Genomic DNA, 12,999 nt, shown 5'->3' with positions numbered 1-12,999 from the left:
CCCATGTGGATCTGGTTGGCCACGATAGGCGGCTTCTGTGTCGTGCTCGCTGTCGACTTCTACCTCGTCGCCCGCAACCCCCACGAGCCCTCGTTCAAGGAGTGCGTGGGCTGGGTGAGCCTCTACGTCTGCCTGGCGGTGGCCTTCGGGGTGGGCCTGCTCGTGCTGTCGGGCCCGGCGCACGGCGGGGAGTTCTTCGCCGGGTGGATCACCGAGTACTCGCTCAGCGTGGACAACCTCTTCGTCTTCCTGCTGATCATGAGCAGGTTCCGGGTGCCGCGGGAGTACCGCCAGAAGGTGCTGCTCATCGGCATCGTGCTGGCGCTGCTCCTGCGGGGCGGCTTCATCGCGGCCGGCGCGGAGGCGGTGGCGCGCTTCGACTGGCTCTTCTACGTCTTCGGCGCCTTCCTCGTCTACACCGCGTGGAAGCTCATCGGGCACGAGGAGGACGACGCGGAGTTCTCCGAGAACATCGCGCTGCGCACGGTACGCCGGGTGCTCCCGACCACGGACACCTACCACGGCGCCCGACTGACCGTGCACCACGGCCGCAGGATGGTCACCCCGATGCTGATCGTGATGGTCGCCATCGGGACCACCGACCTGCTGTTCGCGCTGGACTCCATCCCGGCCATCTTCGGGCTGACGAAGGAGCCCTACCTGGTCTTCACCGCCAACGCCTTCGCCCTCATGGGGCTGCGCCAGCTGTTCTTCCTGATCGGCGGGCTGCTGGACCGGCTGGTCTACCTCAGCAAGGGCCTGTCGGTGGTGCTGGCCTTCATCGGCGTCAAGCTGATTCTCGAGGCGCTGCACCACGACGGCGTGTCGTGGGCGCCGGAGATCCCGATCCTGGTGTCTCTCGGGGTCATCGTCGGCACGCTCGCCGTGACGACGGTGCTCAGCCTGATCAAGTCGGCACGCGACGCCAAGGCGGAGCAGGCCACTGGAGAAGGCACCGAGAAGGCCGCTGAGAAGGAGGGGGAGCCGGAGCCGGCGGCGGAGCGCTGAACGCGCGGGGGCGGAGGCTGCTGTTCGAGGGTGGCCGCCCCCCTGTCGCGGGTCTGGCCGCGGTGCGTCCTGCTTACGGGCGGGGACTTTTGCGGACGTCGATGTCCTTGCTCCACTCGCGCAGGTGGCGGTCGGCGTCGTCCGCGGAGTAGTGCTTCTTCAGCGCCGCGCTCAGGCCGACGCCGATGGCTCGTCCGTCCGCCGCCTGGCCCAGCGGATCACCAAGGAGAAAGCGGAAGAACGCTTTCATGGTCGTGCACCTCCGTTCGGTGTGGCTCCATCCTCTACCCGAGGTGTTTCGGAGCATGTGGGCTTGTGTGAACGTCACGTCAACCCTGGCCGTTCGCGCAGGCAGGAGGACGTGACGGCATGACTCGGCCGCCCGGCCGACCCCGGAGGGGATCGGCCGGCGTGCCGGTGAGGGGGCCGGTCAGCCGGCCTGGCGGGTGCGGCGGCGGCGTACCGGCTTGGGCGCGGGCTCGGCCGGCTCGTTCTCGCGCTGCTCCATGTAGGAGGCGCGGGTGTGCTCGGTGTGCTCGCGCATGATCTTGGCCGCGCGCCGCTCGTCGCCGGCCTCGATGGCGTCGATGAGGGCGGCGTGCTCGTCCCACGAGGCCATGCCGCGCTGGCGGGCGACCGGCGTGTGGTACCACCGCACCCGCCTGGCCACCTGGGCGGCCAGCTCGGCGAGCACCTTGTTGCCCGACAGGTCGGTCACCAGCGCGTGCAGCTCGGAGTTGGTGGCCACGGCGCCGTCGACGTCGTCGGACTGCACCGCGGCGATGCCGCGGGCGCACAGGGCGCGCAGCCGCTTGACGCCCTCCTCGCCGGCCTGCTTGGCGGCCAGGCGCGCGGACTCGGTCTCCAGCAGCGTGCGCACGGCGAGCAGCTGGTCGGCCTCCTCCACGGTCGGGACGTGCACGAACGCTCCCTGGCCGGGAAAGAGATCGACCCAGCCCTCACCGCTGAGCTGCTGCAACGCCTCGCGAACCGGCTGCCTGGAGACGCCGAGCAGTTCGGCCAGCTCGCTCTCGACGAGGTGCTGGCCCGGCTTGAGCTGCCCGGAGACGATGAGCTCTTGGATAGCCTCGATGACGCTCTCGCGGAGCGTCGCGGGACGGGGGATCTTGGGGGCCGCCGTCTGACCGGCCTGATCCGACAGCAACATGGTCACGTCTCCAGGGCTGAATTTCGGTTTTTGGTCGACTGCCTACAGCATACCGTCCTAGGGTTCCGCCCGTCCGTGAGTCTCATCACAGTGCGTCACAGTGGGACGGGCAGGGGGACGGACGGGGGGACGGACAGTGGGACCGACAGGGGACGGTCACAGGGGGATGGTGGCGGGCAGTCCGGGGATGCGCAGACGGGGGGTCGCCAGCGCGGGCAGCGCCGCCAGGGCGGCGGCGGCCAGCAGCGCGGCGCCGGGGGCGCTCAGCGCGACGAACGCCAGCCCGGCCGCCACCGCGCCGGCCACGGCCTTGGCGCTGTAGACCACGGCGTGGATCTCGGTGGCCCGCTCGGCGCCGAACAGCTCGCGGACGAGGCTGGCCAGCAGCGGGTAGAACGCGCCGCCGCCGAGCCCCGCCGCGACCGCGCCGAGCCACAGCAGCAGCGTGCCGCCGGGCCGCTCGTGGGCGTTCTGCACGGCGACCGCCAGCAGCATCTGGCCGAGCGCGAGCGCGCCGAACACGGCGGCCAGCACCCGCCGGCGGCCGTACAGCTCCGACGCGCGCATGGCGGCCGACCTGCCCGCCCCGTTCAGCGCGACGAGCAGGGCCACCGCGCCCCACGCGCCGGTGCCCGCGACCACGATCACGTCGAGCACCGACACCGCGCCCGCGCAGACCAGCATCAGCGCGAGCGCCGGCAGCGTGCGGGTGCGCAGCGCCTGCGCGATGCCGAACTGCTTGACCGCCTCGGGCGCCGTGCGCAGGCGGGCCGCGTCGAGCGCGTGGCTGCGCGGGTCCACGTCCAGCGGCCACCACAGCGCGGGGGGCAGTCGCAGGTGCCGGGCGGCGGTGGCCAGCACGGCCGTCGCGACCGCGGCCATGACGAGGAACGCCGGGCCTGTCGCGGCGGGGAACAGGCCGGCCCACAGCAGCAGGGGCACGGCGCCGTAGCCGAAGGCGCCGGTGATGAGGCCGACGCGGGTGGCGGGGCGCTCGGGGTACCAGGAGGAGACGACCTCGCCGCAGACCCCGTACACCAGGCCCGCGCCGAGGCCGCCGAGGACGGCGTACCCGGCGAGCGCGGCGGGGGACATGCCTGACGTGAGCCCGGCGGTGGCCAGGCCGAGGCCGGTGAGCGCGGCTCCGGCCGCCAGGCAGGTCCGCACGCCGAGGCGCCGGCGGCGTACGAGGTGCAGCGCGGGCAGCGCGCCCGCGGCCTGGCAGGCGATCCAGACGGCGAGCAGCGTCAGGCCGCCCGCCTGACCCGTGTGCAGGGCGGCGTAGCCGTACTGGAGCGGGCTGATCACCGCCATCGAGGCCAGGGCCAGCCGGAACATGCGGACGCGGTCTGCTGGGACGGGCCCGGGGAGGTACGAACGCCCTCGCCAGTCCTTAATTGCATTCTCCATACTGTATGGAATATCCAGAAGACAGGTGCCTGTCGAGACCCTAGACGAGGAATACTCCATACGGTATACCGTCTACAAAGGAGGCTCGAATGGACCTGTACGAGTACCAGGCGAAGGAGCTCTTCGGGCGGCACGGGATCCCGGTCCCCGCGGGCCGGGTCGCGGCCACCCCGGCCGAGGCCCGCGCGATCGCGGCCGAGCTGGACACGCCCGTTGTCATCAAGGCCCAGGTGAAGACCGGTGGACGCGGCAAGGCGGGCGGCATCAGACCGGCGGCGGGGCCGGCCGCGGCCCAGGCGGAGGCCGAGCGCGTGATCGGCATGGACATCAAGGGACACACGGCGCACCGGGTGCTGGTGGAGGCCGCGACCGTGCCGTTCGAGGAGTATTACGCGGCCTTCCTGGTGGACCGTGCCGAAGGGGCGTTCCTGGCCATGGTGTCGGCGCAGGGCGGCATGGAGATCGAGGAACTGGCGGCCCGCGACCCCGACGCCATCGTGAAACTGCCGATCGACCCGGCGACAGGGGTGGACGCCGACACCGCGCGGCAACTGGCGGCCAAGGCGGGCCTGCCCGAGCAGACCGCAGAGGTGCTGGAGCGGCTGTGGCACGTGCTGGTCGCGGAGGACGCCCTGCTCGTCGAGGTGAACCCGCTGATCTGCACCACCGACCAGCGCGTCATGGCGCTCGACGGCAAGGTCACGCTCGACGACAACGCCGCCTTCCGGCACGACGGGGAGCGGTACGCCGAGCAGTCCGACAGCCTGGAGGCCCGCGCCAGGGCCAAGGGGCTCAACTACGTGAAGCTGGACGGCACGGTCGGCGTGATCGGCAACGGCGCGGGGCTCGTCATGAGCACCCTCGACGTGGTGGCGGGCGCGGGCGCGGACCCGGCCAACTTCCTCGACATCGGCGGCGGCGCCTCCGCCCAGGTCATGGCCGACGGGCTGGAGATCATCCTGGCCGACCCCGACGTACGGTCGGTGCTGGTCAACGTCTTCGGCGGCATCACGGCCTGCGACGCGGTGGCCAACGGCATCGTCACCGCACTCGAACTCCTCGGCGAGCGCGGCCAGGGCAGGCCCATCGTCGTACGGCTGGACGGCAACAACGCCGAGGTGGGCCGGCGCATACTCAGCGATGCCCGGCACCCGGCGGTCCGCCAGGTCTCCACCATGGACGGCGCCGCCGAGATGGCGGCCAGACTCGCGGCAGGTGCGTAAATGGCGATCTTTCTGACCAAGGACAGCCGGGTGCTCGTGCAGGGCATGACCGGCGCGGAGGGCCGCAGGCACACGGCCCGCATGCTCGCCGCGGGGACCGACGTGGTGGCCGGCGTGACCCCGGGCAAGGGCGGCAGCGCGGTGGACTTCGGCGAGCGGACGGTGCCGGTGTTCGGCTCGGTGGCCGAGGCCGTCGCCGGGACCGGGGCGGACGTGTCGGTCGTCTTCGTGCCGCCGCGCTTCACGGCCGGCGCCGTGGAGGAGGCGGTCGAGGCGGGCGTGCCGCTCTGCGTGGTCATCACCGAGGGCGTGCCGGTGCACGACGCGGTCCGGTTCCGTGCGCTGGCGCGCGGGCGTACCAGGATCATCGGGCCCAACTGCCCCGGGCTCATCAGCCCCGGGCAGTCGTCGGCCGGGATCATCCCCGCCGACATCACCTCATCCGGCCGCATCGGGCTGGTCTCCAAGTCGGGCACGCTGACCTACCAGCTCATGTACGAGCTGCGCGACCTCGGCTTCTCCACCGCCGTCGGCATCGGCGGCGACCCGATCGTCGGCACCACGCACATCGACTGCCTCCAGGCGTTCCAGGACGACCCGGGCACCGACGCCATCGTCATGATCGGTGAGATCGGCGGCGACGCCGAGGAGCGGGCCGCCGCCTACATCGCCGCCAACGTCACCAAGCCCGTCGTCGCCTACGTGGCCGGGTTCACCGCGCCGGAGGGCAAGACGATGGGGCACGCGGGCGCGATCGTGTCCGGGTCGTCGGGGACGGCGCAGGCCAAGAAGGAGGCGCTGGAGGCGGTCGGCGTCCGGGTGGGGAAGACGCCGTCGGAGACCGCCCGGCTGCTGCGCTCGGCCCTGTCCAGGGCGGCCGCCTCGTGACCCGCGTACCCGATGGCCTGGTCTTCGACGTCAACCTGTCGATCCTGTTCACCGACCTGCCGCTGCTGGAGCGCCCGGCCGCGGCGGCCAAGGCCGGGTTCGACGCGATCGAGCTGTGGTGGCCGTTCGACGGGCCCGACCCGAGCGGGGCCGAGCTGGCCGCGCTGCGGCAGGCCGTCGAGGACGCGGGCGTGCGCCTGGTGGGACTCAACTTCGACGCCGGTGACATGGCGGTGGGCGAGCGCGGGCTGCTGGCCAGGCCGGACGGCTCGGCCCGCTTCCAGGCGAACATCGACGCCGCCGTCCGCCTGGCCGGCGAGCTGGGCTGCACGGTCCTCAACGCGTTGTACGGCAACGGCCCAGGCACCGACCGGGACCTGGCCGTGGTCAACCTGCGCAGGGCGGCCGACGCGGCGGCCGGGATCGGCGCGACCGTCGTCGTCGAAGCCCTCAACGGCCACGAGAACCCGCGCTACCCGATCACCTCGTCACAGGCCGCCTTCGAGCTCATCGAGCAGGTGGACCGGGCGAACGTGGCCTTCCTCGCCGACCTCTACCACCTGCACAGGATGGGCGAGGACGTGCTCGCGCTCATCGACCGGCACGCGGACCGGTTCGGGCACGTGCAGATCGCCGACGACCCCGGCAGGGGAGCGCCGGGCAGCGGGCGGATGCCGTACGGGGAGATCTTCGCGTGGCTGGCGGCGGCGGGCTACCGCGGGCACGTCGGCCTGGAGTACCGGCACGAGCACCGGCACGAGGGGCCGGGCGCGTTCGACTGGAGGCGAGCTTGAACATCGGCTTCATCGGCCTGGGGATCATGGGCAGCCCGATGGCGGCCAACCTCCTCAAGGCCGGATTCGCGGTGACCGGCTACGACGTCAGCGCCGAGCGGATGCGGCGGCTGGCCGAGCTGGGCGGCAAGGGCGCGACGGGCGTGGTGGACGCGGTGGCGGGCGCCGACGTCGTGGTCACCATGCTGCCCGACTCGCCGCAGGTGGAGGAGGTCGCGCCGCTCGTCATCGAGTACGGCAAACCGAACCTGCTCTACGTCGACATGAGCACGATCAAGCCCGAGACCTCCCGCGAGGTGGCGAGGAAGGCGGCGGCCGTCGGCGTACGGGCGGTGGACGCCCCCGTCAGCGGCGGCGAGCGCGGCGCCGTGGACGGCACCCTGTCGATCATGGTCGGCGGCGCCCCCGAGGACGTGGAGGCGGCCAGACCGGTCCTGGAGCGCCTCGGCACGACCATCGTGCACGTGGGCCCGGCAGGGGCGGGACAGACCGTCAAGGCGGCCAACCAGCTCGTCGTGGGCGGCATCTACGGCCTCGTGGCCGAGGCGATCGTGCTGCTGGAGGCGTCGGGCGTCGATCCGGCGGCCGGGCTCGACGTGCTCGCGGGCGGCCTGGCCGGCTCGCGGATCCTCGACCTCAAGCGGCACACCATGGTCAAGCGCGAGTTCGCCCCCGGCTTCCGCATCGACCTGCACCACAAGGACATGGGCATCGCCCTCGCCGCGGCCCGTACCGCCGGGGTCAGCCTGCCGCTCACCGGGCAGGTCGCCCAGCTCGTCGCGGCGGCCAGGGCCCAGGGGCACGGCTCGCTCGACCACTCCGCCCTGCTCAAGGTGATCGAAAGGCTGAACGCATGAAGCGAATGCCCTGCATGGAGGCCGTGGTCGCGGTGCTGGAGTCGGAGGGCGTGGACACGGTCTTCGGCATTCCTGGCGCGGCCATCCTGCCGCTGTACGCCGCGCTGCAGCACAGCTCGATCCGGCACGTCACCGTACGGCACGAGGAGGGCGGCACCCACGCGGCCGACGGCTGGGCGCGGGTGACCGGCAACGTCGGCGTCTGCGTCGGCACGTCCGGCCCGGCCGGCACCAACATGATCACCGGCCTCTACACGGCGCTGGCCGACTCGATCCCGCTGATCTGCGTCACCGGCCAGGCGGTCAGCTCCAAGCTGCACCAGGAGGCGTTCCAGGCGGTCGACATCGTGGAGATCGCCAAGCCGGTGACCAAGTGGGCGGTGCAGCTCAAGGAGCCGGCGCAGGCGCCGTGGGTGTTCAGGGAGGCGTTCAGGATCGCCCGCTCGGGACGTCCTGGGCCCGTGCTCATCGACCTGCCGATCGACGTGCAGCGCGGCACCTGCCTGTACGACCGCGAGCTGGACGCGCCGCTGCCCGTCCCCGTGCCGGAGCCGCTGCCGCAGTCCGTGCGCGCGGCCATGGACCTCGTCGAGGAGGCCAGGCGGCCGATCATCCTGGCCGGCGGCGGCGTGATCATCGCCGAGGCGTGCGACGAGCTGCGCGCGCTGGCCGAGCACCTCCAGGTGCCGGTGCAGGTGACGCTCATGGGCAAGGGCGCGTTCCCCGAGGACCACCCGCTGTTCGCCGGGATGGCCGGCATCCAGACGCAGACGCGGTGGGGCAACGCCGCGTTCCTGGACAGCGACCTGGTGCTGGCCGTCGGCGCCCGCTTCGGCGACCGGCACACCGGCGACCTCGACGTCTACCGGCGCGGGCGGAAGTTCGTGCACGTGGACATCGACCCGCTGCAGATCGGCCGGGTCTTCGAGCCCGATCTCGGCGTCGTCGGGCACGCCAGGCCGGTGCTCGCCGCGTTACGCGACGAGGCGCGCCGCCGTGGAGCGCCGCGCGAGCCGTCCACGTGGGTGCGCAGGGTCGGCGAGCTACGCGGCACCCTGACGCGCAGGGACGACTTCGACGAGGTGCCGATCAAGCCGCCCAGGGTGTTCAGGGAGATCAACGAGTACTTCCCGCGCGACACCACGTTCGTCACCGCGATCGGGCTCTACCAGATCTGGTCGGGTCAGTTCCAGACGACGTACCTGCCGCGCCGCTACCTGGTCTGCGGGCAGGCCGGGCCGCTCGGCTGGGAGGTGCCCGCCGCCATGGGCGTCAAGCTCGCCCATCCCGAACGGCAGGTCGTGGCCGTGGTCGGCGACTACTCCTTCCAGTTCCTCATGGAGGAGGTGGCGGTGGCGGCGCAGTACCGGGTGCCGTTCGTCATCGTCATGATCAACAACGAGTACCTCGGGCTCATCAGGCAGGCGGAGCTGCCGTACGGGATGAACTACGCCGTCGATCTGCACTACGGGGAGGGCGGCATCGACCATGTCAAGGCGATGGAGGCGTTCGGCTGCCCGGCGCGCCGCGTGGAGCTGCCCGGCGACATCCGCGACGCCCTGGCCTGGGCGAGCGCCGAGGCGGCGCGCGAGCGGCTGCCGGTGCTGGTGGAGGTGATGGTGGAACGGGAGGCGAACGCCGCCATGGGGCCCTCGCTCGAAGCGATCAAGGAGTTCGAGCCGCTGCCCGAGCTCATCACCGCCGACTGGTCGGACTAGGGAGGGATGGACATGCGGCTCAAGCCGGGCACGTCGTGGCGGGAGGCGTACGAGCGGTGCTGCTCCGCCGCCCCCGAGGCCTTCCACGACGATCGCGTGCTGAACCACTGGGGCGGCATCTGGCACCGCGACGGGCGGCCGGTGCCCGGCTTCTCGCCCCTCGACGGCACCGCCATCGCGGGGCTGCCCAGACTCGACAGGGCGGGCGCCGGCCGGGCGGTGGCGGGCGCGGTCGAGGAGCACCGGCGCTGGCGGCACACGCCGCTCGCCGAGCGCAAGGCGATGGTGTCGGCGGCCGTCGAGTCGATGGCCGCCCACCGCGACCTGCTCGCCCTGCTGCTGGTCTGGGAGATCGGCAAGCCGTGGAAGACGGCTTGCGCCGACGTTGACCGCTGCCTGGACGGCGTGCGCTGGTACGTCGAGGAGATCGACCGCATGGTGGACGGGCGCACCCCGCTGCCCGGCCCGGTCAGCAACATCGCGAGCTGGAACTACCCGATGAGCGTGCTCATGCACGCCATGCTCGTGCAGGCGCTGGCCGGCAACGCGGTGATCGCCAAGACGCCCACCGACGGCGGCCTGTGCTGCCTCACCCTGGCCTGCGCGCTGGCCGTGCGGGAGGGGCTGCCGTTCACGCTGGTCAGCGGGGGAGGGGCGGAGCTGTCGCCGGTGCTCGTCGGCTCGACGTCGCTGGGGTGCGTGTCGTTCGTGGGCGGCAGGGACGCCGGGGCGAAGGTGGCGACCTCGCTGGCCGGGCTCAGGGGTCTCGGCCGGCGGCACGTGCTGGAGCAGGAGGGGCTCAACTGCTGGGGTGTCTGGGAGTACGGCGACTGGGACCTGCTCACGAGGCAGATCCGTGCCTCCTTCGACTACGGCAAGCAGCGCTGCACCGCCTACCCGCGCTTCGTCGTGCAGCGCTCGCTCTTCCACGAGTTCCTGGCCGCCTACCTGGAGGCGGTGGGGTCGCTGCGCTTCGGGCATCCGCTGGCCGTGGCCGATGCCGACGACCCGCTGCCGAACCTGGACTTCGGGCCGCTGATCAACGCCTCGAAGGCCAAGGAACTGGCCGACCAGGTGGACGAGGCGGTGGCCAGGGGAGGGGTGCCGGTCCACCGGGCATCGCTCGACGACGGACATTTCCTGCCGGGGCAGGATATTTCCGCGTATTTTGCGCCGACGGCGCTGCTCAACCCGCCGCCCTCCTCACCGCTGCACCACGCCGAGCCGTTCGGCCCCGTGGACACGATGGTGCTGGTCGACACCGAGGCCGAGCTGCTGGCCGCGATGAACGCCAGCAACGGCGCCCTGGTCGCCACCCTGTCGTGCGAGGAGGAGGCGACGTTCCGGCGGCTGGCACCCGAGGTGCGGGCGTTCAAGGTCGGTCACAACCGGCCGCGCTCGCGCGGGGACCGCGACGAGCTGTTCGGCGGGCTCGGCGCGTCGTGGCGCGGCGCGTTCGTCGGTGGCGAGCTGCTCGTCCGCGCCGCCACGAGCGGCCAGGACGGCGAGCGCCTGCCCGGCAACTTCCCCGGCTACACGCTGCTGCCAGGGGAGGGCTAGAACGCGCCGAAGCGGGTCGCCGTCAGCAGGACGAGGAACGTCAGCATGGCGACCCGCAACAGCTTCCCGCCGGCGCCCAGCGACGGCCACGACAGGTAGGCCAGCCAGCCGATGAACGCGATCACCGGCAGCACCGCCAGCCCGCCCAGCGGGTTGGTCACCGCGAAGCCGGCCAGCAGCAGGAGCACCATCAGCGCCGGCGCCACCCACCGGGGCAGCTGGGTGAACATCCAGGCCATCGGCACCGCGCTGCGCCGCTCCACCGCCTTGCGCAGGCCGGTCGCACCCGGCGTGAAGAACTGCTCGCCCGGCGGGAGCGGGCGCTTGCCGCCGGGGACGTCGTCGCGCTTGTCCGCGCGCCTCTTCTCAGGGGCCACGCCGCGAAGCCTACGGGAGTTCGCGCGACTCGTGGGGCCCGCGCCTCTAGGCTGGTCGGGTGCTCGCCGTGATCCGATACACCGTTCCAGAGTCCCAGTCGCAGGACTTCGTCAAGCAGGGCCACACCATCCTCGACACCTTCGCACAGCAGCCGGGCTACCAGCGCGGCCGGCTGGCCCGCTCGGTCGACGAGCCCAACCTGTGGGCGCTGGTCACGGAATGGGAGGGCGCCGGCTTCTACCGCAGGGCGCTGTCGGCCGCCAAAATGGTGATGTATCCGCTGATGATCCTCATGCTCAACGAACCCAGCGCGTTCGAGGACGTCTACACCCAGGACACCCAGGACACCCATGACGCACACGACGCTCATGAGGCCCGTGACACCCCGGACGGGACGTAGCGATCAGACGCGCGCGAGGGCGGCCGACCGTGCCCTAAGCTGGGAGCTCATCGAAATTTCTTTCGCCGACCTCCAGCCGGAAAGAGAACCAACCAAAATGGCACGACGCACCGACGTCATGGACACCATCGTCAGCCTCGCCAAGCGCCGCGGGCTCGTCTACCCGTCGAGCGAGATCTACGGCGGACTGCGCGCGTCGTGGGACTACGGTCCACTGGGCGTCGAGCTGAAGAACAACGTCAAGCGGCAGTGGTGGCTGTCGATGGTCCAGTCCCGCGACGACGTGGTGGGCCTCGACTCATCCGTCATCCTGGCGCCCGAGGTGTGGCGCGCGAGCGGCCACGTCGACACCTTCACCGACCCGCTGACCGAATGCCTGTCCTGCCACAAGCGCTTCCGCGCCGACCACCTCCTCGAGGCCTACGAGGAGAAGAACGGCAAGGAGCCCGAGGGCGGCCTGGCCGACATCACCTGCCCCAACTGCGGCAACAAGGGCACCTTCACCGAGCCCCGGCAGTTCAGCGGCCTGCTCAAGACCTTCCTCGGCCCGGTCGAGGACGAGTCGGGCCTGGCCTGGCTGCGGCCGGAGACCGCGCAGGGCATCTTCATCAACTACCTCAACGTGCAGCAGTCGGCGCGCAAGAAGATCCCGTTCGGCATCGGCCAGATCGGCAAGTCGTTCCGCAACGAGATCACGCCGGGCAACTTCATCTTCCGCACCCGCGAGTTCGAGCAGATGGAGATGGAGTTCTTCGTCAAGCCCGGCACCGACGAGGAGTGGCACCAATACTGGATCGACGAGCGCTTCCGCTGGTACTCCGATCTGGGCATCAACAAGGACAACCTGCGCCTCTACGAGCACCCGCAGGAAAAGCTGTCCCACTACTCCAAGCGCACGGTCGACGTCGAATACCGCTTCAACTTCACCGGCTCGGAGTGGGGTGAGCTGGAGGGCATCGCCAACCGCACCGACTTCGACCTGTCGGCCCACGCCAAGGCCTCCGGCGTCGACCTCAGCTTCTTCGAGCAGGACAGCGGCGAGCGTTACGTCCCCTACGTCATCGAGCCGGCGGCGGGCGTCGACCGCGCCACGCTGACGTTCCTGATCGACGCCTACAGCGAGGACGAGGCGCCCAACGCCAAGGGCGTCATGGAGAAGCGCACGGTCATGCGGCTCGACCACCGGCTCGCGCCGGTCAAGGCCGCGGTGCTGCCGCTGTCGCGCAACGCCGACCTGTCGCCGAAGGCCCGCGACCTCGCCGCGCAGCTGCGCCGCCGCTGGAACGTCGAGTTCGACGACGCGGGCGCGATCGGCCGCCGCTACCGCCGCCAGGACGAGATCGGCACGCCGTTCTGCATCACGGTCGACTTCGACACCCTTGAGGACGACGCGGTGACGATCCGCGAGCGCGACTCGATGCGCCAGGAGCGCATCTCCATCGACGGGGTCGAGTCCTACCTGCGCCAGCACCTCAACGACTGATCCACGAGGTCCCGGAAGGGCCGCTCGCCGTGCGGCGGGCGGCCCTTCGCGCTGTCCAGGGGGCTGCTGACCTGGGCTTTTTCACCGAAAAATCGTATAAAGGCGACGGTTA

13 protein-coding genes are annotated in these 12,999 nt (G+C 71.5%); 9 read left to right on the top strand and 4 right to left on the bottom strand.

Annotation, left to right across the window (positions count from 1 at the left end; all coding sequences use genetic code 11):
* The first annotated feature begins 3 nt into the window (after positions 1 to 3).
* Positions 4 to 1,008, top strand: coding sequence for a TerC family protein (locus AB0K18_RS19120; protein ID WP_364915585.1), 1,005 nt, complete (start codon positions 4 to 6; stop codon positions 1,006 to 1,008).
* 73 nt (positions 1,009 to 1,081) lie between these two features.
* Here AB0K18_RS19120 and AB0K18_RS19115 read toward each other — a convergent pair whose 3' ends face one another.
* The 3 genes from AB0K18_RS19115 to AB0K18_RS19105 all read right to left on the bottom strand — a co-directional run bounded on the left by AB0K18_RS19115 (position 1,082) and on the right by AB0K18_RS19105 (position 3,514).
* Positions 1,082 to 1,258 carry a hypothetical protein gene (locus AB0K18_RS19115; RefSeq protein WP_345399337.1) on the bottom strand — a complete coding sequence of 59 codons (177 nt, stop codon included), beginning with the start codon at positions 1,256 to 1,258 and terminating at the stop codon, positions 1,082 to 1,084.
* A gap of 180 nt (positions 1,259 to 1,438) precedes the next feature.
* Complete coding sequence (locus AB0K18_RS19110) at positions 1,439 to 2,176, bottom strand: GntR family transcriptional regulator (protein WP_345409626.1); 738 nt, start codon at positions 2,174 to 2,176, stop codon at positions 1,439 to 1,441.
* A 156-nt stretch (positions 2,177 to 2,332) separates the two neighbouring features.
* Positions 2,333 to 3,514 (bottom strand): MFS transporter, encoded by a 1,182-nt coding sequence (locus tag AB0K18_RS19105; protein WP_364915582.1) that lies wholly within the window; start codon positions 3,512 to 3,514, stop codon positions 2,333 to 2,335.
* Between the two features lie 161 nt (positions 3,515 to 3,675).
* Between AB0K18_RS19105 and sucC the strand changes: the two genes are divergently transcribed.
* From sucC to AB0K18_RS19075, 6 genes are read left to right on the top strand one after another with little or no spacing between them, the layout of a single operon-like run.
* Entirely contained in the window at positions 3,676 to 4,809 is a 1,134-nt protein-coding gene (gene sucC, locus AB0K18_RS19100) for an ADP-forming succinate--CoA ligase subunit beta (RefSeq protein WP_364915580.1), read from the top strand.
* Positions 4,810 to 5,697: a succinate--CoA ligase subunit alpha gene (gene sucD, locus AB0K18_RS19095; protein WP_364915578.1), complete on the top strand. Its 888-nt coding sequence runs from the start codon at positions 4,810 to 4,812 to the stop codon at positions 5,695 to 5,697.
* Positions 5,694 to 6,491: a TIM barrel protein gene (locus AB0K18_RS19090; protein WP_364915576.1), complete on the top strand. Its 798-nt coding sequence runs from the start codon at positions 5,694 to 5,696 to the stop codon at positions 6,489 to 6,491. The genes sucD and AB0K18_RS19090 overlap by 4 nt, the downstream gene beginning before the upstream one ends.
* The gene (locus AB0K18_RS19085; RefSeq protein ID WP_364915574.1) at positions 6,488 to 7,348 is read left to right on the top strand and encodes an NAD(P)-dependent oxidoreductase; all 861 of its coding nucleotides are present in this window, start codon (positions 6,488 to 6,490) and stop codon (positions 7,346 to 7,348) included. The genes AB0K18_RS19090 and AB0K18_RS19085 overlap by 4 nt, the downstream gene beginning before the upstream one ends.
* The gene (gcl, locus tag AB0K18_RS19080) at positions 7,345 to 9,066 is read left to right on the top strand and encodes a glyoxylate carboligase (RefSeq protein WP_364915572.1); all 1,722 of its coding nucleotides are present in this window, start codon (positions 7,345 to 7,347) and stop codon (positions 9,064 to 9,066) included. Before AB0K18_RS19085 ends, gcl begins: the two co-directional genes overlap by 4 nt.
* A gap of 6 nt (positions 9,067 to 9,072) precedes the next feature.
* A complete protein-coding gene (locus tag AB0K18_RS19075) occupies positions 9,073 to 10,626 on the top strand; it encodes an aldehyde dehydrogenase family protein (RefSeq protein ID WP_364915570.1) in 1,554 nt (517 codons plus the stop codon).
* Here AB0K18_RS19075 and AB0K18_RS19070 read toward each other — a convergent pair.
* Positions 10,623 to 11,003: a DUF6703 family protein gene (locus tag AB0K18_RS19070; protein ID WP_364915568.1), complete on the bottom strand. Its 381-nt coding sequence runs from the start codon at positions 11,001 to 11,003 to the stop codon at positions 10,623 to 10,625. The genes AB0K18_RS19075 and AB0K18_RS19070 overlap by 4 nt on opposite strands.
* Positions 11,004 to 11,062: 59 nt before the next feature.
* Here AB0K18_RS19070 and AB0K18_RS19065 point away from each other — a divergent pair, with 59 nt between their 5' ends.
* Positions 11,063 to 11,404, top strand: coding sequence for an antibiotic biosynthesis monooxygenase (locus AB0K18_RS19065; protein ID WP_364915565.1), 342 nt, complete (start codon positions 11,063 to 11,065; stop codon positions 11,402 to 11,404).
* Between the two features lie 97 nt (positions 11,405 to 11,501).
* Positions 11,502 to 12,887: a glycine--tRNA ligase gene (locus AB0K18_RS19060; protein WP_364915563.1), complete on the top strand. Its 1,386-nt coding sequence runs from the start codon at positions 11,502 to 11,504 to the stop codon at positions 12,885 to 12,887.
* Positions 12,888 to 12,999 lie beyond the last annotated feature (112 nt).

It is taken from the genome of Nonomuraea sp. NPDC049421 (assembly GCF_040677005.1).
Classification (GTDB): Bacteria; Actinomycetota; Actinomycetes; order Streptosporangiales; family Streptosporangiaceae; genus Nonomuraea; species Nonomuraea salmonea.
Note: the sequence above shows the minus strand (reverse complement) of the source record. Positions and strands in the feature narration are given on the sequence as shown.